19 protein-coding genes are annotated in these 23,556 nt (G+C 27.3%); 2 read left to right on the forward strand and 17 right to left on the reverse strand.

The genetic code is table 11. The features are described 5' to 3' along the window. Positions 1-31: 31 nt before the first annotated feature. From J3359_RS04455 to J3359_RS04500, 9 genes are all read right to left on the reverse strand, one after another. Entirely contained in the window at positions 32-301 is a 270-nt protein-coding gene (locus J3359_RS04455) for a hypothetical protein (protein WP_208079547.1), read from the reverse strand. Between the two features lie 7 nt (positions 302-308). After that, on the reverse strand, positions 309-596 hold the full coding sequence (locus J3359_RS04460; RefSeq protein ID WP_208079548.1) for a hypothetical protein: 288 nt from the start codon (positions 594-596) through the stop codon (positions 309-311). 505 nt (positions 597-1,101) lie between these two features. Beyond that, positions 1,102-2,604 (reverse strand): TolC family protein, encoded by a 1,503-nt coding sequence (locus tag J3359_RS04470; RefSeq protein WP_208079550.1) that lies wholly within the window; start codon positions 2,602-2,604, stop codon positions 1,102-1,104. A gap of 8 nt (positions 2,605-2,612) precedes the next feature. Next, complete coding sequence (locus tag J3359_RS04475) at positions 2,613-5,693, reverse strand: efflux RND transporter permease subunit (protein ID WP_208079551.1); 3,081 nt, start codon at positions 5,691-5,693, stop codon at positions 2,613-2,615. Positions 5,694-5,844: 151 nt separating this feature from the next. Next, positions 5,845-6,354, reverse strand: a complete 510-nt coding sequence (locus tag J3359_RS04480) for a hypothetical protein (protein WP_208079552.1) — start codon at positions 6,352-6,354, stop codon at positions 5,845-5,847. A gap of 16 nt (positions 6,355-6,370) precedes the next feature. Then, positions 6,371-7,354 carry a 6-bladed beta-propeller gene (locus J3359_RS04485; protein WP_208079553.1) on the reverse strand — a complete coding sequence of 328 codons (984 nt, stop codon included), beginning with the start codon at positions 7,352-7,354 and terminating at the stop codon, positions 6,371-6,373. A gap of 62 nt (positions 7,355-7,416) precedes the next feature. Next, positions 7,417-7,707: a hypothetical protein gene (locus J3359_RS04490; RefSeq protein WP_208079554.1), complete on the reverse strand. Its 291-nt coding sequence runs from the start codon at positions 7,705-7,707 to the stop codon at positions 7,417-7,419. Between the two features lie 198 nt (positions 7,708-7,905). Beyond that, complete coding sequence (locus J3359_RS04495; RefSeq protein WP_208079555.1) at positions 7,906-9,009, reverse strand: efflux RND transporter periplasmic adaptor subunit; 1,104 nt, start codon at positions 9,007-9,009, stop codon at positions 7,906-7,908. After that, complete coding sequence (locus J3359_RS04500) at positions 9,002-10,858, reverse strand: O-antigen ligase family protein (protein ID WP_208079556.1); 1,857 nt, start codon at positions 10,856-10,858, stop codon at positions 9,002-9,004. Before J3359_RS04500 ends, J3359_RS04495 begins: the two co-directional genes overlap by 8 nt. A 294-nt stretch (positions 10,859-11,152) precedes the next feature. Between J3359_RS04500 and J3359_RS04505 the strand changes: the two genes are divergently transcribed. Next, entirely contained in the window at positions 11,153-12,430 is a 1,278-nt protein-coding gene (locus tag J3359_RS04505; RefSeq protein WP_208079557.1) for an aminotransferase class I/II-fold pyridoxal phosphate-dependent enzyme, read from the forward strand. 48 nt (positions 12,431-12,478) lie between these two features. Here the strand turns inward: J3359_RS04505 and J3359_RS04510 are convergent, their stop codons facing one another. Then, a complete protein-coding gene (locus J3359_RS04510; RefSeq protein WP_208079558.1) occupies positions 12,479-13,486 on the reverse strand; it encodes an IS30 family transposase in 1,008 nt (335 codons plus the stop codon). Between the two features lie 151 nt (positions 13,487-13,637). On the opposite strand from J3359_RS04510, the gene J3359_RS04515 reads away from it, so the two are divergent. Continuing rightward, a complete protein-coding gene (locus tag J3359_RS04515) occupies positions 13,638-14,279 on the forward strand; it encodes a TetR/AcrR family transcriptional regulator (RefSeq protein ID WP_208079559.1) in 642 nt (213 codons plus the stop codon). A gap of 876 nt (positions 14,280-15,155) precedes the next feature. Here the strand turns inward: J3359_RS04515 and J3359_RS04520 are convergent. From J3359_RS04520 to J3359_RS04550, 7 genes are all read right to left on the reverse strand, one after another. After that, the gene (locus tag J3359_RS04520) at positions 15,156-15,542 is read right to left on the reverse strand and encodes a MerC domain-containing protein (RefSeq protein WP_208079560.1); all 387 of its coding nucleotides are present in this window, start codon (positions 15,540-15,542) and stop codon (positions 15,156-15,158) included. An 85-nt stretch (positions 15,543-15,627) separates the two neighbouring features. Continuing rightward, entirely contained in the window at positions 15,628-16,974 is a 1,347-nt protein-coding gene (locus tag J3359_RS04525; RefSeq protein ID WP_208079561.1) for a DUF3526 domain-containing protein, read from the reverse strand. 2 nt (positions 16,975-16,976) lie between these two features. Further along, entirely contained in the window at positions 16,977-18,425 is a 1,449-nt protein-coding gene (locus J3359_RS04530; protein ID WP_208079562.1) for an ABC transporter permease, read from the reverse strand. Positions 18,426-18,430: 5 nt separating this feature from the next. Next, positions 18,431-20,929, reverse strand: coding sequence for a TonB-dependent receptor (locus J3359_RS04535; protein WP_208079563.1), 2,499 nt, complete (start codon positions 20,927-20,929; stop codon positions 18,431-18,433). 24 nt (positions 20,930-20,953) lie between these two features. Continuing rightward, on the reverse strand, positions 20,954-21,646 hold the full coding sequence (locus tag J3359_RS04540) for an ABC transporter ATP-binding protein (protein WP_208079564.1): 693 nt from the start codon (positions 21,644-21,646) through the stop codon (positions 20,954-20,956). Positions 21,647-21,804: 158 nt separating this feature from the next. After that, positions 21,805-22,086 (reverse strand): hypothetical protein, encoded by a 282-nt coding sequence (locus tag J3359_RS04545; protein ID WP_208079565.1) that lies wholly within the window; start codon positions 22,084-22,086, stop codon positions 21,805-21,807. Positions 22,087-22,357: 271 nt separating this feature from the next. After that, the gene (locus J3359_RS04550; protein ID WP_208079566.1) at positions 22,358-23,458 is read right to left on the reverse strand and encodes a helix-turn-helix domain-containing protein; all 1,101 of its coding nucleotides are present in this window, start codon (positions 23,456-23,458) and stop codon (positions 22,358-22,360) included. Positions 23,459-23,556: the final 98 nt, after the last annotated feature.

The raw sequence follows: 23,556 nt of genomic DNA on the forward strand, positions 1-23,556 counted from the left end.
CAGAATTAAATTACCAGTAATTATTATTAATTTAAACTGTACAATTTCCTACCTCAAGTCGATTTTTAAGCCTAACTTTTGGGCAACTCACTGTACACGTTGGTACTTTTTTTCCAAAAATCCATGTTGTTTCTCCAGCAAAACAAGCAGAATTACTTGATTGTCCTTCCTCAGCATTTGCCGAATTTAACATTTTAATATAATCCAATTTAAAGTCTTTATTATAATTCTTTTCAAAGTTTAAATTAAAAATTGTTAAACAGGTTATAGAAAGTGCTACAATAGTTAAATTTTTTTTCATAATCAAACTATGCAGTAACAGTACATTTCCCTTGGTAAGCTGGATTACCCATATATTCATATGGACAATTAGGTTTACATGTCGGATAGTATGATGATGTAATAACGTTTCCAGCATAACAATTGGTTTTAACCGTAGTTTCTGCTTGCGCCATAGATACAGAAAGCATATCTAAAAACACATCATTTTTCCCATCGTTATTTAACAAACTGTTACTACTCATTATTCCAAATGTCATAGCGATTGCTAAAGTAGCAATACTAATAATACTTTTTTTTGTTTTTAATTTTTTCATTTTTAATTATTTAATTAGGTTTAAATTATTTTTTTTTACAAAAGTCTTTCTAGGAAATACTACTTTTACAGAATATTAAATAGCTATTATATTTAAAAACTATTTAGTCAATAAAAAATTAAAGACTTCCTCTGGGTGTTTTGGGCTTATTACATAGGCTCTTATTTTAGTTAAACAATTTGTGAAACTCTTTTTTAACAACTGAATGCTCAGAGGTTTTTTTGTTTTTCATCGTTAAACTTTTACAAATACAAATTTAAACCCTCACAGGGACAAATTCTGTCACTTTGCTAATTTTCAAGAAAATACTTACAACTTTTTCTACAATAACATATTTTATAACCGTCGTTTCTTAAACTACTTATCATTCTTTTTATAGTTCTTACACTGCATTCAAAATCATTGGCTACTTTTTCTAAAGAGCTCAATCTCTTATGGTCTATTAGATATAGTAAGTGCCTCTCTTTTTCTTTTCTTTCAAAATAAGTCATAGCGTTTTCTTAAATTAATTGTCTAGTATGGTTTTAAAATTTCGTATTAATGGAGTATCATCTATAAAATTATACAATGTTAATTTTTGTACTTTATAATATAATACCCAATAATTTTGTAATGCTTGTATGTAGTTTTCATTTGCTTGTTGCCAAGCTTTTCTTGCGGCAGTAAGATTTAAAAAATCTACACTTCCTGACAAAAATCTTTTTTCAGTTAACTGATACGATTCTTTTGAAATTTTATTTGTTCTTAACGCCCCCAAAACCAACTCATGCTGAATATTAAAGTCTAAAACATTCTGTGTGATATCTTGTTTATAGGTTTCTTCATTTTGTTGGAGCTCAATATCTACAACATCTTTATTCATTTTAGCTGTTTTAATTTTTCCTCTACGCTCTCCCCAATCTAAAATAGGCACACTAAATTGAATACTTATATTTTGTTGGTCTAAAAACCTACCATAAGCATCTACAAAAGTTTCTGCTTGTTGGTTTAAACCATAACTGGCGGTTATAGACAAATCGAATCTATTCTCTTTAATTACTTGATCTAAATCTCTTAGTGCTTTTAGTTTTCTAATCTTTAAATCTAATATGTCTGGGTTATTTTTGTAGGCTAATTTAATGGCGGTATCTACATTTATTTTTAAATCTAATATTAATTCTGGTAACTCTGGTAGGGAACTATTTGGTAGTTTATCTCTCAAAAATAATTTTAATGCTGTAGTAGCCTTTTGTAATGATTGTGTGTTTTGAGTCAAATTGGTATTTGCATTGTACACATCTAATTCTAAATTTAAAAGCTGATCTCTTTCAATGGCTATTAAATCGTATCGTTTTTTTCCAATACTATATAATTTTGTCGCTGTTATCTTGTTTTCTTTTGCTATTTCTACTTTTTTACTAGCTAATGCCCAGCTAAAAAATAAATTAACTGCTTTTAAATTAGTTATTTGTAATTCATATAAGAAATCTTGTTTGGCTTTTTGAAACTCTAAAGGTGCTGTTTTCTGCTCCCATTTAAAGCTATTAAAAGCCATAATAGGTTGTACCAAACCAATTCGAACTGGTGTAACATTATAGCTTTTGGTTTCAAAATCGCCAAAGTTTTCAAGCCTATTAAAACTAGAGCTTATAAATAAACTTGTACCAGTAGCTCTTATATTTTGGGTTGCAGAAATATTTGCATAACTATTAATGGTTTGCTGCTGCCTAAATACATCTATATTCTGCTCAGAATCATAACGTTCTATTAGAGCACTATTAAAAGTAAAGGGCCTACTATTGAAGTCTATTTTGGGGAGTAAACTAGATTTATAAGATCTAAATTTCCAGTAACTAACACCATAATTTCGTTTTGCTTTAAAAATATCTAAGGAGTTTTTCCTTGCCAATTCTAAAACATTATTTAGTGTTATGTTTTGCGAAATGGAGATAACCTGTTGTTCTTGTGCACTAATTTTTATACAACTTAATAAAAAGTAGATACCAAGAACAATTTGCTTTATTTTCATATATCTAATCATGTTTTCTTTGTAAATTGATAGTAACAGATTGGTATAAAGTATAAACTAACTATTGTGCCCAAAAGCATACCTCCAATTAAGGCTACTGCTAAAGGAGCTTGTAATTCTGCTCCTATTCCGCTAGTTAATAATAAAGGTACCAAGGCTAGAATGGTTGTTAAACTGGTCATTAATATCGGTTTTAAACGTCTTTGACCTGCAACTAATAACGCCTTCATTAACGGATATCCCTGTCTTTGTAATTGAATAATGGTATCTATTTTTAAAATGGAATCGTTAATAATAATTCCACTCATCACTACAATACCTATCATAGACATTAAATTGATACTCATACCAAAAAGTTTTAAAAACAAAAATGCACCTGCTAAATCTATGGGTACTTCTAACAATATAATCAACGGTAAAACAAAAGATTCAAATTGTGAGGCTAGAATAAAATACAGTAGTATTAAAGAAATTAATAAGACTATTTTTAATTCGCTCATTAATTCTTGGTTAGAAAAAAAACTTCCAGAAAAATTTACATCGTACTGAGAGTTCTTGCTAACTACTTTCTTTATATCTGTAATAGTAGTTGCTACTTGAGCATCATCTATATGAAATGCTACAGGATAATATTCACCTTCATTACCTCCTGTAATTGTTTTTAAATCTTCTGATTTTACAGTTTTAATAAAGTTTTTTACATGAAAAACAGCACTATCTCTAGATATAACTGTTGTCTCATTTAGAATATCATTCAAATATTTTGCATTTCCTCCTAAAATTACTGGAACAAAGTTTTGATTGTCTACAATTGATAATACTTCACGCTCATTAAAAGCACTTTTTAAAGTATTAAATAACGTATTCGCATTTACATTATACATCATTAGTTTTTCTTGATCTGCAACCAAAGTCATATACTCTTGTAGCGCAATAGGTTCTAACTTTATAGTTTCTGATTTTGCTTGTAGCTGATGCCAGATCGTTTTTAATTGTTTTTGTTGTTGACTTCCTAAATTTTCAACAGGGCGTAATTTTGCAACTAAAGAAGTTTCTTTATTTGAAAAAATTAAACTAAAAATATTGTCTACATCTTCATATACAAATACTGCATTCGGGTATGTTTTTGTCAAAAACTCATTTAAATGCCTTTTTATATTTGTTAGTGCAGTTTCTGATGTTGTTTCTACATAAAGTGTCATTTCTGAGCCTTTCGCATCTGCATTTTTATCTAAAATAAATTGCTGAGTCCCTACTAAAGCCGTTTGATTTATTAATTTTTCTTTAATAGGATTTAAAATTTCTAGTACTCTACGTTTATTTTCATCAACATTAATAGGTTCATTCCAATCTACTTTTAACAAAACCTCTGTACTTGTAAGCGCAGGCATTTGTGTTTTTGGTAAACTATTAAACAATCCAATAGTTGAAACTAAGAGAAGTATAATAATACTCCAAGAAGCCACTTGTTTTCTCATTACCCAACGAAATCCTTTTTCATACAAAACGGCATAATCTAAAGTATTTATTTTGGAAAAGAAACCTATTTCCTTGGTTATTGCATTACTTTCTTTTCTATATAATAAACGATATAAGACTGGTAATAATGTTATTGAAACAAAAAAGGAAATGAACAACCCAATACTTATTGCCATTGCTTGGTCATAAAACAAAGCGCCACTTATACCACTTAAAAAAACCAGTGGTAGAAAAACAGCACAGGTAGTTAATGCTGAACTTAATAACGGTTTTATTACTTCATTTGTTCCTAAAACGCAAGATTCTGATAAGTTGAAACCTCTTTCTCTATACTGTGTAATATTATCGATAACAATAATAGAATTGTCAATCATTAAACCAATTCCTAAAACTAAACCAGAAAGCGATATAATATTTATTGAAATGCCTAGAAGATGAAAAAATAAAAAACAAATAATAACTGAAGTTGGAATAGTAATTCCTATTAATAAAGGAGATTTTATATTTTTTAAAAATAAAAACATCACCGCAAATGCTAAAAGCATTCCCCATAATAAACTCTGCAATAAATTACTTATGGCAACATCTAATAACTTGGTTTGATCTCTAGTAATAGAAAAATTAATATGCTCGTAATCTTTTTTCAGGTTTTTTATTAAGTTATTTAAAGAAGTCTTTAAATCGCCCATTCTAGCATCACTTTGTTTTATGATTGCCATTGTAAGTGCTTCGTCTCCGTTAGACAAAACTAAACCAGTTCTTTTTTGCGGATGCTCTATAACCTCCGCAAGTTCTTTCAGTTGATAAACCTTGTTATTTTTATTTATGTATATAGATTTTACATCATTTATTGTATTTAAAGAATTACCTAACCGAATATCATATTGATATTGATTATCTTTAATTAAAAGACTCCCTATATCTAAATTATTTGTTTTGATAGCCGATTCTAAATTATCTAAACTAATCCCTAATGCATCTATTTTTTTTTGATCTACTTTTATTAAAATTTCTGACGATACTAAACCACTAATATCCACCATAGCTACTTCATTTAGCTGTTCAATTCTTTTACGAATTACTTGGTTAGAAAAACGATTGAAATCTACAAACTCCTGAGAGACGGGAAATAAATCATCTATATTATTAATTGTTGTTTTATTATTTTTAGCAGATTCTTTAAGGGTCATGCTCAAATAAAATACAGGAATATCTGTAGTATTTGCTTTTATAACCTTTGGGCGTTTAATCGTTTTGGGCAAACTACCCATTATTCTATCTACTTTTTCATTCACCTCTATAAAAGCATAGTCAATATTACTACCGTGAGAAAAACTAAGCTTAATAATCCCTAATTCATTAGTAGTTTCACTTTTAATATCTTTTAAATGACCTACTTGCATTAAGCGAGAACGTAATGGTTTTATAATGGCATCTTCCAATTGTCTAGCAGACATATTATCTGCCTGAACCTGTACTGTAATTTCTGGAATATCAATATCTGGCATTAACGATATTGGTATAAAACCAAAAGCATAAACACCTAATATCAACACCCCTAATGTTGTCATTAAAACAGCTATAGGTTTATGTATTAAAAATTTTACCATATCAAAAAATTACAAAGTTTATTTTTATAGGTGTTAAAAAAGCAATTGTTGAAGTCCAATGTTAAATTAAGCTTGGCGAACTTTATTTTACTTTAAAAAGTATTATGTTTTGACAGGCTTACAAAGACCAAAATTTAATTTACAAACAAGTTTATTTACTAACACATTTAAGTATAAAATTTTCTTCAGCTTTAAAATCTCTATTATAGTTAGGAAAAAAAACATTTTTTATGCTGCCTTCTATATCTAACCTCAAAAAAACAGGAGTGTATATAAATTTTAATTCTTTTCTAATTAAATCTTTTTCATCATTATAAACATAGTCTATATAACTGTTTTTTAGTTGATCTCTTCCGATATTGGCTGAGGTTGAAATAATATAAACTTTTTTAGATTTATTTAAGGAATCTATTTTTTTTGATATTTCATAACCAACATCAATACATGTACCACAATCAAATCCGTTATATAAGAAAATAGTTTTATTAGAAGTTTTTAAACTATCTTCTAAAATATCAGATAAAGATTTAATTTTTTTTCCTCTAATAGATTTTTTCTGTTGTTCTAAAATATTTTTTTTTATTGATAAGTTCTTACTTATGGAATTATTTTCTTCTCTACTTTGTTTACATTGAATTATTAAAAATGTTAAAATTATCAAAGCAAAATTTTTACATCTATAATTCATTATCACGTATTTTAGATTTAATTAAATTTCCAGATATAGCATCAAATCCAAAAAAAGTATTATCCTTTATAGAAAAATTCTCAAACCATCCTTTTCCAAGATTTATTATCCGTTTTGGCTTGATATTATCATCTAATAACTCTAGTTCAAGAATTTTGTGCGATTGTACTTTATTATTTTTATATGACGGTACTTTTAAATATAACTTATTCTTATCTAGAGATACATCAGAAGCAAGAACATAAAATGAATTAAATTTAGACTCTTTAGTTTTTATAAACTTTGTAAAGCTCTTAACAATATCAAGATTCGAGTAATCATATTTAGAAAGAAATTTACCTTTTAAATCATATATATTAATTTCTGGCCTTATATTGGAAATTGATATAACTTTATTTTGATAGTTTATTAAATGACATTCGTTTTTTATAATTTCTTCGCTTTTATTTTCATAGTTTGTTAAACTACCAAAGCGAAAAGCATTACCTATGCTATCAAATTTTGTAAAATTATATTCGTTGTCTGGACTACATATATAATAATTTGGTCCTTTTTTAAAAAAACTAAGTTGTGGATTAAATTTTATATCCTCTGGGGGATAAATTGTGTAAGAATATTTGTAATTATTAAATACTTCTATTGATTTTTTTCCATCGTTCGTAACATAAATATTTGAATTATCAACAAATATATTAAATGCTCCCAAAAAATCTCCTGGACCTCTACCTGTACTGCCAAAGGTGTTTTTTAAATTTAAATTCTTGTCAAGAACAATTACCTGATTTCGTTTATAATCAGTTAAATATATTTGGTTATTATAATTTTTAATATTTCTAACATCAGAAATATACGTTCCGTCTTCTAGTTTATTAATAGATTTAATAAATTCTAAATCTGTACTTTTGAAAGTGTTGTTATTTTTATTACACGAAATAAACAATATCATAAACAGAAAAAATTTAAGTGGTTTCATAATTTTTATTTGTAAGACAAGCATAAAGTTTTACTTTATGCTTGTATATATTTAACATCTATTTAAATGCATGCACTCTTATTATTATCGCAGTTAACCCAACCGTCACCTGATAAACAAATGTAATCACCAGTACAACTAACTGAGCCACTAACTACAGTCTGTCCGTCTATTGTTTTAAAACAATTAGCAGATGCAGAGCATCCTGAACTATCTTCCGCACTTGCTATTTTCATAGATATTAAATGAGAAAGGTTCAACTGAAAAGTTTCATCTGCTTTTCGATGATTTAAATTAATAGCCATTACAGCTAATAGAATTATCGTTCCAAGAATAATTTTCTTTTTTTTCATTTCTAAAGATTTTAAATGTTTAATAATAATAATTTTTAATTTTATAAGTTTAGAAGGTATGCTACTTAACAAAACATAATATCTACTTAATACCAATTAAATAGTATTCTGAAAATAACTTTTTATAAACAGACCTTTATTTAAGAGAGAACTACATAGGCAAATCATTTAAAGATTATACATATTATTATCTATAATTTAATTTTCACTTCTTTTCACAAATACCTCACTATCATGCGCTAAATTCAAATTATTAGAAATCACAATAGTGTCTCCAGTTTTTAATGTTGCGCTACTTTTATCTGGGTTTGGTATTACAGCATAAGATTTACTATTTTCTAAAATTGTTAAAATATAGGTCCAATAAGCTTTCCCTTTTTTAACTGTAAATAATACTTCTTGATTATCTCTTAAAACTACAGCAGATTTAGGTACAACAAATTGATTCGGAATATCCTTTTTTACAAAAACTTTTACATTCATTCCTTCTAATAAATTACCATCATTCTTTACTTTAGCTCTAATTAAAATAGTACCATCTTTTTCAACTTGTGGATTTATTGTAGTTACTTTTCCTTTATAAGTTTTATTTGAAGCAAAAGGTTCAATAGAGATTCTATCCTTTACCTTTATGTCTTTAAGTTCAGATTCTATAATATAAAATTCAACCTCAAAAATTGCATCATTTATTAAAGTAAGAAATTCTTTCCCTGAATAAATTTGATCATATTTTTTACTATTCATATTGGCTACTTTACCGCTAAAAGGAGCTATTAATTTGGTTGATTTTAAATCGAACTGAGTATTTTTTAATTGATGAATTGCATTTTTATAGCCAGATTTAATTGCCATCATCTCATATTCTTTTTCAGGTATATCTTCTTTATTTTCTGAATTAAACCCTCTTCTTATTTGTAAATCATTAAATTCTAAAGTAGCCTGCTTTAAATCGATCTCTGCCTTGGTTACTTTTTGTTGATATGTAAAAGCATCTAAACTTGCTAATACTTTTCCTTTTTTAACATAAGTACCATTTTTAACGTAAATATTAGTCAATTTTTCACTAACATTAAATTTAAGTTCACTTTTTTCTAACGCTACCAAACGCCCATTACTCACTAATTCTTTTTTAAAAATTCCTTTGTTTAAAACAAGGATATTTACTTCGTTTTTATCTGGTAAGTATTCTTTTTTAGTTATTGAATTTTCCTTATCTTCCTTAGGTTTTGTACAATTCAATAAGAAACCAACGCAAAACAATAAATAAAAACATTTAACCAAATACTTATTTTTCTTATTCATTATTTTTTTTTTGATTATAATTGCTTAATATCTTGTTCACTTCTATTTTTATTTCTTTTATAGCGGTTGACGGCACTTTTATATTTTTTTTTAAAATCGTTTTCGAAATAGCAATTGCTTTTTCATTTTCACCACTTTCTTCATATAACTTAGCTTGTAGATATAAAGGGTAAAATCGAATAGGAATCATATTCGCAGCATGTTTATAAGCTATCTCTGCCTTGCTATAATCTTTTATATTTTTATAAGCATCACCTAAAGCCGTTTCTATAATGGTTGTGTTTAAATATTGTTTGGATTTTTCTAAAATTTGTATCGCTTTTTCATTTTGTTTATTCATTGATAGCGTCTTGCCATAATTCATTAAAAAATCACCATTTTTATTAAGTGTAGGATAAGCTTTAACATATTCTTCAACTGCTCCTATGTAATCACCATACTGGTAAGTAATTGATGCTTTTTTCCATTGTTTGAAACTGTTATCCAATTTTTTTGTGTAAGAATAACCACTATAGATTCCTGTAAAGCCTAACACAAAAACAAATACTTTAAATGCCCAAAGAGTATATTTAGGTCTATTATTAAAATTAAGAACTCGATACTTCTCTCTATCCAAACTTCCTAAAAGAGCAAGAAGCATTACTAAAATAATTTTGATGGGTAATATTTGCATAGGATATGAAACAAGAGCAAAAACACCAATGCCTAAAAACGTTGCTTTTACTATTAAAAAAAAGAATCTGTTTTCATCAGCAGCCTTTATTTTGAATAATACAAACAATACAATAACCAACAACAATAAACCTATAAACCCATTTTCAGTTATAAATTGTAACCATTCATTGAAAGCATAATTGGTATTATCTGCAACTAACGCATCTATGGTTTCTCCGTGTTTTTTAAAATAACCTGCTTGATAATTCATATAATGGGTTTTAAAATCATCAAAACCAACTCCAGTAGCAGGAAAATCTTTTACAATTTCTGTAGTTACCTTCCAGATAAACAAACGACCATCAGAAGACCCTTTTTTAAGATGATAGATTCCAAACAAACCAGCAAACAGAAAAATTAGTGTAGCTAAAAACAAAGCAGTTCTTTGTGCTCGATTAATTTTCTTAAACGTATTTCTAATAAAACTATATTTAAACTCTAGTAAAACAAGACTACTTAATAATACTGCCAACCAAGCCCCTCTAGATCGTGTTGCAGGTATTACTATAATTACACTAATTAGCCCCAGCAGTGGTATATATTCAAAAATATATTTAATTATTTTTCTTGTTTTTGTCGAGCTTTTTGTAATTGATGCATTTATTTTAACTATTATTTTTTTTCTGAACAAATACATACCTAGTGCAATTGGCCACACCGTAGCCAAAAAACCAGCATAGGGTCCTGGATTAAAAAAGCTACCAGTTATTTTAAAACCAGAATGATTTGAAGATAAATAACCCAATAATTGCAAATTTCCATGAATTGATTGAGCAATACCAGAAATGATAACTGCTAACAGTAACCAGAGATATGTTTTTAAAGAAAAAGTTCTTATAATAAAATAGATAATTCCTAATCCTATCAATTCTATATAACGTAAAGAGAAACCAAAATTTGGTTGAATAAAGTATCTATTTATTGATATATATCCAAACAACAACAATATGGCAATATCGAGTTTGGTAACTTGAAACTCTTTAAATAAAGATGTAAAGAACATAATTAAAAAAACTTCAAAAAGAGCCACACAACTATATGCAAAAACAATAAATTTACTTGTTATTGTTGATTGTATGTAATCAGCTAAATTGAGTTGTGGCAGAACTACCAACAACAAACCTATGCTAATCAATAAAAAATAATTTATAGTTTTAGTAAAAAACATAATTCAACTAGAAACTAAAATAATGGAAGGTGAATATTATTTTACTCATTTTTTTTATAATATTTTACTAATATATAAAAATATCTCAAATACGGGATATTTTAATACATTATTATTGAATTATTAATCAATTTTGTGTCAGTTAAAACACATAATACATTAGATTAAAGAATATTAATACATAGTAAAAGCGATAAAAAAATATCCCATAAAAGGGATTATATATGTATATTTGTTTTTTTATCAACCTAACCCAACGCTATGAATACCGAAATTAATATCAATTTTAATAATGCAAGTTTTAAGGATTTTGAGAAAATTCCTAATTTAAATTTTTTTCAAAAGGTGAATACTTTTAAAAAATTTACCAATCACATGAAGATAAATGGGCACATGAATTATGGTTTTGTAACCCATAATGGTTGTGGCCCAGAAATTTTACTGAGTACACATTGTCAAAAAGAGCCAAAAAAATGCATAAGTTTAGTTTCAAATGATTATTTAAACTTCACTCAGCATCCTAAAATTAAAGCTGCTGCTATTGCCGGGATACAGAAATACGGAACAGGATCTGGTGCTTCTCCACTTATTGGTGGTTATCATGAGTACCATAATTTATTAGAAAAAAAACTATCTTCTTTTTTTAATAGACCTGAAGATTCTTCTTTAATTTACACTACAGGGTATACAACAAACAGTGCCACATTATTGGCAATGCTAAAAAGCAATGATTGTGCTATTGTTGATATGGCTGTCCACGCTAGTGTATATGAAGGTTTGTGGGAAACAAACGTAAAGAGATTCCCTCACAACAACCTTGATTATTTAGAGAGAGCATTATCTAATGCAAAATCAAAATATCAAACTCGAATGGTTATTATTGATGGAGTATATTCTCAAGACGGAGACCTTGCTAAAATGGATGAAATCTATCAACTTACGAAACAGTACGGGGGATTTCTTATGGTTGATGATGCACATGGTATTGGAGTTTTAGGAGAGAATGGTAGAGGAGCTATCGAAATGTTTAATTTATTAGATAAAGTTGATATAATATCTGGCACATTGAGTAAAGCACTTGGGCACATTGGTGGATTTGTAATTTCCAAACCAGAAGTTATAAATTACCTAAAATTTCAATCTCGCCAATATGTTTTCTCTTCAAATTCTACTCCAACCATCAACGGTTTATTAACTGCACTTGATCTAATTGATGAAGAACCTCAATGGAGAACGAAACTCTCTGAAAATGTAGCCTACTTTAAAAAAGGTCTATTAGATATGAACTTAGATATAGGCGTAACTGAATCTCCAATTATTCCCATAAAAATTGGAAATGCACATAAAACAGGAGATGCTGCAAGATTACTTTTAAAAGCAGGAGTATATGCAAATGCAATTATGTATCCAGGTGTATCACGTAAAGACGCTAGAATTAGAACAAGTTTAATGGCTACTCATACAAAAGAACATTTAGATAAAGCTTTAAATGGATTTGATTATGTAAATCAAAAGCTTGGAATTAATACAAAACAGTAAACTCTAAATAATTATAATATATATTTTTTAAATAAAACGAGGCTGTGTTCAACTCATAAGTGCAACAAACTTATTATTTAGTTTTTCAATAGGCGTAATATAATTGAATTTTCTAATAGGTCTGTTATTAATTGCTAATTCTACTTGTTTAATTCTTTGTTTTGATATTTTTCTTAAATCTGTTTTCTTTGGGAAAAATCTTCTGATTACTCCAATTCTATTTTCTACAGTTCCTTTTTCTTGAGATGTATAAGGTGTTGTAAAGTAGGTTTTTACATTAAATTTATTGGCAATTTTTTGGTGTCCAGCAAACTCTTTTCCATTATCAAAAGTAATTGTTTTCACATAACTTGTGCTAAATCTACTCAATCGTTTTGTGATTTTTTCAGTTACTTCTTTAGCGGTTTTCCCATTTAACTTTTCTATCATTGTAATTAAAGTAGCTCTATCTGTTAGTACTAATAAAGCTGATTTATGGTCTTTTCCCATCATTAAATCTGCTTCCAAATCTCCAATTCTTTTTCTCTGTTCTACTACAAATGGTCTTTCTGTAATATGAACTCTGTTTGTAATTGCACCTCTGGTATCTTTTATATTACCTCTTTTTTGCCTTCTTTTACCATGTTTTAATTCTTTGTAAAGCTCTTTATAAGGCAGGTTCTGCTTTGTGTTTGTTAATTTTGATTTCCAAATCCATTTATAAATCGTTTCATGACAAACAACGTTAATATTGTCTTGTTTCCATTTTTGATAAATCAGTTCTGGACTCCATTTATCTGTCCGCATTTTAGTTGCGATTGCTTGCTTAAGCTCGTCTGTTAATAATATTCTCTTATTCTTCTCACGATGTCGCTTTTTAGATTTCCTCTCTGCATTTGTAGCAATATAACTACCAGAAGTTCTTCCTCGAAGAGCAATTGAGCGTTTTAATTCTCTACTAATTGTACTTTTATCAACATCTAATTGTAAAGCTATTGCAGTTTGTGTTAAACCTGCTTGTAATAATGCCTCTATTTGATACCTTTGTGATAAGGTTAATTGTGTATATTTTTTCATGCAAGACAAATTTATACTTTTGACCTAAAACACTTGGGATTATTCTCAAGTGTTTTAAATTTGTATGTTGCACTTATTAATTGAACTTACAGAGTGTTTTAATTAAAAATTTATATTTTTATAATTATATTATATATAAAAGTACAGACCAATGGATAGGAAGAAATATGATGGAAAAATTAACAATAAAGACCGTTCTAAAGAAAAGTTAATAAATGCTGTAGGTAAAGTATTGAAAAAAAAGGGCTATGTTGGATTAACCGCTACAAATATAGCAAAAGAAGCTAATTTAAGTCGTAGGCTCATTACTACTTATTTTGACTCAGTTAATCATCTTATAGAAACCTATGTAAAAAGTAAAGATTATTGGGTAGAGGCTTCTGGGGAAATTGGAAAAATCATTATAGAAAATGGTGGTGACAGTTCTAAAAATATAATTAAATACCTTTTAGAAAATCAACTTGATTTTTTTTATAATAATAGTGAAATGCAAAAACTTATTTTATGGGAAATTAGTCAAAAATCAAAAATTATGTATGAAGTTTGTGAAGATAGAGAACGTCTCGGTTCAAAAATATTTGAACTAATCGACAAAGATCTTCAAGATAGTGATATAGATATTAGAGCCATATCGGCTCTTTTAGTCGCAGGTATTTACTATATGGTATTACATGCTAAATCAAATGATACAACATTTTGTGAAATTGATATAAATCAAACTGAAGGGTATAATAGAATTAGGAATGCTTTGAATTTTATTATAGAAAATACTTATAATTATAAAAAATCATAACCTGATATTCTGTAATTTATAATCACTTAATTAAAAAAATATACTTCTGCTTATAAAATAGAGTCTATCAAATTATTTAAGTTTATTTTATGCAATTATTTATTTTCTAACAGTGTTACTCTTATAAAAACTTCTCAATATTAGAAACTCCTTTTGGTGATTTTAAATTAATTCCTGCTTACGGTTTATTAAATAGTAGAATTCATATAGAGGATAACGATTTTGCTTTAAAAGAGGGGATATTACCAACAAATTTAGCACAAGGTATAATTACAAATCAATTCTATATTTTAGGTGAACAAGCAGGTATTTCAAAAAAACAGGTAGAAATATTTTTTGAAAATTTAACCTCAAAACAACATGAAGTTTTAACACTTATTGAAGTATCCTTCTTAAACGAAAAGATGAAACGAAATTACACTCAAGGTTACCAAACTGACTTAAAAAATTATTACGTGATTAGCGTTTAGTTTTTAGGTATAACTTACTTTCTATGAAATACTCTATCAAATCGTAGAAAAAATGATTTATATAAGTAGTATTTATGGCTCATGATGCATAAAAATTAGAATCTATTTATTTTCTTTTATTTAAATAAATCAACCAAAAGAAGTTAAAATCTTACAGCTATACTCCACCCTAACCGTATTAAACCCTTTATTTAAAAGGAATATTACATATTGTATTGGCAAATAGATTTGTTGTCTTTTAGTTTTTTTCAGATTACTTTGTTTTCTTTTGGAAGATAAAAGTATGTTTAAAGAAAATTAAAAACTCTAACTTTTAGAGTTTTAGTGATTGTTAAGAATCTAAAAATAACATTAGTATTAAAAATAGATTATAAAAGTAATTTTATTATTAAATTTCTTTTACACATCAGCTTTCAACATTACACGTGCAATATTTTCTATTATAATTATGCAAAATTACTAGTGCTAATGCTGGTATATAAATTGCTACTTCTGGTAAGTAAAAAAGTGCTAATTTTTCGTTTATAATTACTGTAAATAATAAAAACCAATTTATCCATAACGACAATTTCATCCATTTTACGGTGGTTAATTTTGTTGACCAATAAATAGCAAAAAAAGAAATTACTAAAAAAAATATATCAATATAACTCCACCAAACCGGAGTTGTTGCACAACAAGTATTCATACCCGTTTGTGCCACGAAAATAAATGGAGTTGCAATACAGTGTATTAGGCATAAAGAACTTACAAAACTTCCTAAAATATCAGATTTCTGTTTTAAAATTATCATTTTTTATTTTTTTGAACAATTAAGTTAAACGAATAACCTTTTTATTTCGTCTAACTTAATTACTTCTGTTTAATTTAAATTGCTATTAAGTAAAATGTTTTAAGTTTTTTAAAACTCCAAAACCTATTAATAATAGTATAATACAAGACATATAAAGAATATTATCATACAAATTAAAAGTAGTTTTAGATTTATAAAACACAGGTTTGTACTGTTTCCAATCTATAGAATTTGCGGCCTTTTTATCAAAGATTTTAGGATAGAATTGCAAACGTAATTCTTCATGAAACTTTGTTGTTGCATTTAAAAACGCTACTTGGTCAGTTAAACTTGTATTGGCAATAGCATTCATAGATAATTGTACTTGTAATGGCGGAAAAAACTGAGCAATCTTTTTACTTAATGATTCTCTTTTTTCAATTTTACTATACATTGCATCTCGCTCTTGTTTAGATTCATCATCGCCCATTTGTTGCATTGCATAATACCACAACCAAGAAAAACCTTCTTCTTGAAGTTTATAATGAGAAAATTGAGGATAATGTGCGTAAAATTTATCTAAAGTTTCTCTTTTATCAGTGTCCCATTTTTTATGATATTCATCTCTCTGCTTAATAGTCATTGTAAAAGCTTCTTCTACAGGATACTTATTGGTAATATAATTATTTACCAAAACAGGTAAAATAACAACCAAAACCAACCAAGTACTTAACAATACAATCGCATTTGTATTTGACGATTTTTTGAATAAAATGATAAAAAAGCAAATTGAAAACCAAAATAATATATACAAATAGCTTATTATTATTATTTGTAAAAAAGGTTTATTAAAAGGAATTCCTAAAATAATTTTAGCTAAAAAGAATAATAAGCCTAAAATTATTGCTACAAAAATTAGTCTTATTGCAATTTTTTGCAATAAAAATTTAAAAGTAGATTTTCCTTGAATCGTAATTAATTTCCAAGTACCATTCTCCTCTTCTTCTGATAGAACATTAAAGTTTAACGCAATTATAATTAGCGGAAAAAGAAAAATAATTAAAAAACTAATGTCTAAATTACCAACACTCAACTTCATAGGATTTACTAAATCAGTATCATATTTTTGTCCTTCAAGATTTAAAATAGTTACATTTTGTATGTGCGAATTTAAATCGCTTTGTCCTATAGATATACCTGCTAACGAATTTACAGGATTTATAAATGAAAACTTTAAATAGTACATCAGCAATCCTAAATCATCTTTATGAAGATTGGTTTGCTTTTTTATATGTTTTTCTTGCAGCACTTCTGTTTTAGCAATAACTTCTTGCTTTTGATTTAGAAATTGTTTTCCTGTTCCTATACTTAAAAACCCTAAAACCATTAAAATTCCAAAAGCCAATAATACCGTTTTTGATCTGAAAAATTGTTTGATTAATAAAGGATACATAACTAAATAATTTTAAAACGGTTAGAAAATTTGTTGATAAACAGAAAAGATAATAGAAACCAAATAATAAGCGTACAAATAGCTAATAACTGATTTTTTATCGTTTTATGAATAGATATATATTTATAATTAAATTTTGGTGCAGATTTCCAATAAGATTTATCAACCACGTTAATTTTACCTTCGCTACTCGTTGCTTTATTGCTAATAAATTTCATTTGTAAATCGTTCATATATTGAGATTGTTTGTATCTATAATCTTCTGTTTGTGATAGAAAATTAACATAGGTATCAAAATCTGTCCCAGAAAAACTCATCGATAAATTTTTAATTGCCAAATAAGGATTTAGTAATACCAAACCTTCTGTAATACTATTTTGTTTTCGATAAGTGTTAATTAATTTATTATGTTGTTTATTATAGATTTTGGCTGATTGTTCTTCTCCTTTACTCATTACAAAACCACTATAATTAATAGGTAAATCTTTAACATTGGTAACATTGTTTGCTTTTAAAATTGAATCTCGTAAATCATTAAAATAAGGATCATTTGGGTTATGACTATCTCCTTGTTTAGAAATCTCATCTTCAATAGCTGCTTTAAATTCAATTTTTGAAAGATTAGCATACATTAAGTTACCTACAACTTGTGCCATTTTTGGGGTAATTATAAAAAACAACAACCAAACGCTTAATAAACTTAACAATGCTTTGTTAGAATTTTGGCTTTTACCAGATACAATTACAGTAATAAAAGATAAAATTATATAAAATAAAACATAGCTTGTAGTAATTAATAAACACCTGATTGCTACTGAACTGTTAATTGCATCTTTTTCTTCTAAAAATACAATACTCCATAAAGAAATGAATGCTGGTATAAAAAAAAGTGCAGAAACTAAAAACAAACCTAAAGATTTTCCTAAAAGAATTTCTTTAACTTTTGCGCCTTGAATATGCATTATTTTTAAAGTTCCATTTTCTTTTTCTGAAGTGATGGAAGCATACCCTAAAAAGAAAATAATTAAAGGTAAAATAAGTTGCAACAACATGGTAATATTTAAATCGCCAAAACGAACCAAGCCAGTAGATAAACTTGCTTCAGAAAAGTTAGCTGTATGTTGTTTATGCGCTTCTAAAAAAATGGCATTACCAGTATAACTTTCTATACCAGAATCAAAAATACTTAATGGGTGTTGTGCGCGAAATACAAATGATCCAAAATGTGCCATTCTATGTGGATGTTTATCAGGATTATTATCCCAACTTTTTCTTGATTCATCTTGATGATGCTCTACGACTTGATGCTTTTTTTCAAAAGCAACCCAGCTTATTACAGTTACATATGTTAAAACCGATAAAAAAATAAACAATAGGATTAAAAGACCTTTATTGCTAAAGGTCTTTTTAAAAAATTGTTTTGCTAATAAAATAACAACTGCTTTTCTCATAAAAATTAGAAATTATAAGTAGCATTTAACAATACATTTCTTGGTGCTCCTGGTCCTAGTCTAGATGGATTTATACCACCTAACCAATAAGTTTTATTAAATAAATTATTTACTTTTAAAGTCAACTGTATTCCTGTATTATTTGGCTTATAGTATACAGCTGCATCAAATATTGTATATTCTGGTAATAGTAACCTATTAGTATTATAAGTTGGGTTATACCAAGTAAATCTTTCGTCTACAAATTGCGCACCAAAACCAACTCCTATTCCTCTTAAGGTTTTGTTTGTGAAATTGTAACGCCCCCAGAAATTTGCATTATGTTTAGGAGAACCACCAATTCTTTGCCCTATAAATTCTGTTATAGCATCTTCTTCTATTGTTGCATTTGTATATGCATAAGAAGCTGTTAGTTGTAAATTAGGTAAAACATAACCAGAAATATCTGTTTCAAACCCTCTACTTCTTTGCTTTCCTCTTGTGGTTAAATTATCCAAATCATAAGTATCTCCCAATAAAATATTTTTTTGAGTGATGTTAAAAATTGCAAAATTGGCGAATATTTTCCCATTTAAAAATTCTCCTTTAGCACCAATTTCTTGTAAAGAACTTTCTAAAGGATCAAATCTTGCTGGTGAAGCCGCCCAAAAGAAACCTTCTGCTGTTGGCGATAATGACACCGTGTTTGTATGTGGTTGAAAACCTTCTAAATACGTAGCATACGCACTAATATCTTTAGTAACTTCATAGGTTAAACCTATTCTTGGTACAAAAGCACTTGTTTTAAACTCTTGTTCATCACCTTTATAGTTAAATACGTCTGTAAACGTTTCGTATCTTAAATTTAACAATGCAGAAAACTTACCTACCTTAAATTGGTTTTGAATATAGAAACCACTTGAAGTATTTAAATTTGCAGGAATAGATAATTCTGCTAAATTATAAGCATTTGTATTTCTTGCTCCATTAAAAGGATTTGCTAAATTAAAATGCGGAACAGCAGGAACTGGCATGGTAACACCATCTACTGTCATCTGCTGAAAATTAGCTGCGTTTGCAGGTTTAAAATTAGCTTGTTTTCCATTAATTGTTAAATACCTTCTGGCACGTAAAAAACCTGCGCCAATTTTTCTTTCCCATCTTGTAGCATCATAACCTATTAATAATTTATTGGTGATATTTCCTTTTTTAATGTCGTAATTAAAATATCCACTAAAATTATCTGTTTCCCAAAATTGTTGTCTTTGGTCATATCTCATTCTTGCTAAAGTAGGTATCACATTACCATCAATATCTACTGCAGTTCCATCAAATCTATGTTCAGCTAAATCTTCATTCCAAGTTTGCTTCATAAACTGGGCATTAAAACCAAAGTTTTCTGTAAATTTTTGATTAAAATTAGCAATAAAAATTAATTCATTGGTTTTATAATGATCATTAGATGCGCCCACATTTCTTGTAATTGGTGTACTATTTAAATCAAACTCACCATTAATTGCTCCAAAAATTGGCTGACCTCTATCTAAATTTCCTTCAGCATCATTATAAATCATTTCCACATTTAATGATGTTTTATCATTTGGAACATAACTTAAAGATGGGTTTATTAAAATTGCATTGTTATTTACAACGTCTCTAAAAGAATCTGCATCTTGAAAAGCTACATTTAAACGATACAATAATGTTTTTTCATCATTTAAAGGTCCTGTAAAATCTGCTGTTGCTCTTAAAGTTCCAAAACTACCTGTTGTAAAACTTATTGAACTTCTTTTTTCTGCCAATGGTTTTTTAGTAACCATGTTTACGGTTCCACCAGGATCTGCACTTGAGAATGTTACAGATGATGGTCCTTTAATTACTTCTACACGTTCTAAGTGTGATGTTATTGGTTGTAAAAAATAATATTGACGTGTTCTCATTCCGTTAATCATTTGTCCGTCATCTGCTTGTGTAATACCTCTAATATTATAATGGTTGTACAAACCAGTTGCAGCTACACCACTTACTGTTTTTACAGCATCTACCAACTGAAAAGCCAAACGATCACTTAATAATTCTTTCGTAACAGTTGCTACAGCTTGTGGTAATTCTTTATTTTTAATGGCAATTTTTGTTGCCGAAAAAGAATAATCACTATTATAATCTTTACGTATTCTACCTAAAACTTCTATAGACTGTAAATATTCTGAAGATTCTTGAAGTACGATTTCTCCTAAATTTATATTTTGATTCGCATGTATTGTAATCGTTTTTTTGAAAGGTTTAAATCCAAGATAAGTAATACGAATATTATATAATCCTGTGTCACTTGCTTTAATTGTAAAGTTGCCTTCTAAATCTGATGTTACTCCGTTTTGTTTTTTTGCTGGATTAATTAAAATTATGTTTGCTCCTTCTATAGATACGTTCTGTGTATCTATAACTTTACCTGATATTTTAGCTTGAGAAAAGCCTAATTTTGCAATCAGTACTAAAATTAAGAATGTTGTGTGTTTTATATTCATTTTAAATTTGTGTTTGTAGTTTTTTTAAATTGTTTTAATGTATAAATCTTGTAATTCTTGTGCTGTAATGTTTTCTGTTTTGGCAGTATGTATTAAAGTTCCTTCTTTCATTATTCCTATTTTAGAACCAATGTTTACTGCATTAAAAATATCGTGAGTTGCCATTAAAATACCAACACCATTTGCCGCTAATTTTTTACATGTTTTTGCAAATTCTACAGATGCTTTTGGGTCTAAACCAGACGTTGGCTCATCCATTAATATATAAGAAGCATTTTTAGATAAAGCAACAGCAATACCCACTTTTTGACGCATTCCTTTTGAGTAAGTAGATAGCTTTTTAGTATAAGATTCTTCTTGTAAATTTGCCTGTTTTAAAAACTGAATTAGTGCTTCTTTCTGATATTTAAAACCCGCTAATCTGCTAAAAAAATCTAAATTTTCTAAACCTGATAAATTACTATACAGCTGCACCGTTTCTGGTATATAAGCTATTGAACTTCGTATAGATTTATTATCTAATACAGAAACATCGTTAATAAATGCTTCTCCAGAAGTTGGTGCTATTAAACCTAAAAAGATATTAATAGTAGTGGTTTTACCTGCCCCATTTTGTCCAAGTAGACAAAAAATTTCACCAGGATTTACTGTAAGACTTAAATCTTTGAGCGCAAACTTATCGTCATAACGCTTACAAAGCTTTTTTGCTTGTAGCATAATTAAAATTTAAAATATTAAGTTGAAAAATGTTATTTAATAGACAAAATATTCTTTAAAAGAACTAAATGATATCTAATAAATGGAAATAAAGACATATTAATCAATAATAATTACACACATTTACAGTGTATAATTATTATTGATTGATTAGTATGTTAAACTGTAAAAGTTGGTGGTGCTCTCGATTTCTTTAAATAAAAAATGAGAGATGTAAAATCTTCCTCATTTTTAAAGATAGGTTCCGTTAATAGTTTTGGAACTAATAAAGTGTATGTAAAATTTAGTGTTTTAGATATTTCTACATTTAAATAAATACCACATATAGAACAATCTGAATCTAAATCTGAAGTTTGATCTAATTCTAAAGAAGAAACTAAACCTTGATTGGCATTAGAAGCATGATCAAGAGAATGCTTAAGGGCTATAAAGTGTGTCATTAAAATGACCACTGACAAGACTAAACTAACTGTTCTCTTTAAATAATTCACGGCGTGAAGATATAAGTTTCTTTTTATTTTTTTAAAAAAATATTATATTTTTTTTTAAGCTGAATAAACTATTGATAATAATTTCTTTTATTATAATTCCTATAAAAAAAATAGATTAAAACTTTAATTTAAAAAAATGAACTTTGTTATTTACCTGGATGCAAGCTAAAGAACAAAAGATATAATTTATAAAATTAACAAAAAAAAGATTTTTTAGTAATTACGTGTTAAAATATTTAGAAGGAGATGTACCCATTATATTTTTAAAAGACTTATGAAACGTAGTTTTAGAGTTAAACCCAGCTTCTTGTGCTAAACCAAAAAAAGTTAAATTTTTAGCCTCTTCTGTTTCCGATAATTGAATAAATTCTTTAATTCTATAATAGTTTACAAATTCAAAGAAGTTCATCCCAATTTTTTCATTTAATAATCTTGCCAATTCAGGATTGCTAATACCCATTATTTCTGCTAATTCCGTTTTTAAGAGTTTTCTATTTAAATACGGTTTTTTAGAAAGCATTATATGCTTTAGTTTTTCTTTAAGGATTTCTAAATCTTCACTTTTAAGTTTAGATTGATTATATTTTGTTTTAAATTTTAACGATTTTAAAATAAATAAATCTGGGGTTACCATACTATAGTAAGCAATAAATAGAATTATAAAAGATATTGCTAGCCAAATGAACTGCCTTATCTTTTTTTCATCAATATTTAAATCTAAAAAACTAGATATATAAATCGTTAGCCAAGAAAATAAACAAATACCTATAGCCATTAAAAAGTTTAAGAAAAATCTTGTTTTTACAACATAACTAATTTCATTATTTAATTTTTTCTTAAATTTTATAAATTCTTTAATTGAAAAAAGCCAATACATAATATTTACAGATAAACCTAAAGCTACTAAAATATTTACGGTTTTATATAATTCTCCACTTTTTATTCTATCTACTATAATTGTATCTGAAGGTAACATAAAATAATAAACAACAAATAGGCTATACAAAACACCAGGAATATAATGTATTAGATTTTTATAGGAAAAATCTTTTTCTGAAAGAGATGTTTTTGTAAACAGATAAACTGTGCTTCCAAAAAGTAAAATTGCAAATTCAGAAATAGTTAAAAATCTAAAATTCTCTCCAAAAACTTTAGATATATAAATTATTTTTCCAGACAAGCCAAGTAGTAATACAAAAACGAAAACGATAACATAACTATTTAATTTTTTTCTTTTTTTAGGTGAAAATAGATAAATAATTAAAAGAAATATGCTCTGAAAAAAGCTAAAATAAATAAGTTGTTCCGTAAAATTTTCCATAGTGTTTTTTTTTAAAGAGGCTGTCTATAAAGTAGATTTAGCAGTTATTTTAAAGGAAATCAAAAAATCTATAATATTAAAATTTAATAAATAAGATT

This window comes from Polaribacter cellanae (assembly GCF_017569185.1).
Classification (GTDB): domain Bacteria; phylum Bacteroidota; class Bacteroidia; order Flavobacteriales; family Flavobacteriaceae; genus Polaribacter; species Polaribacter cellanae.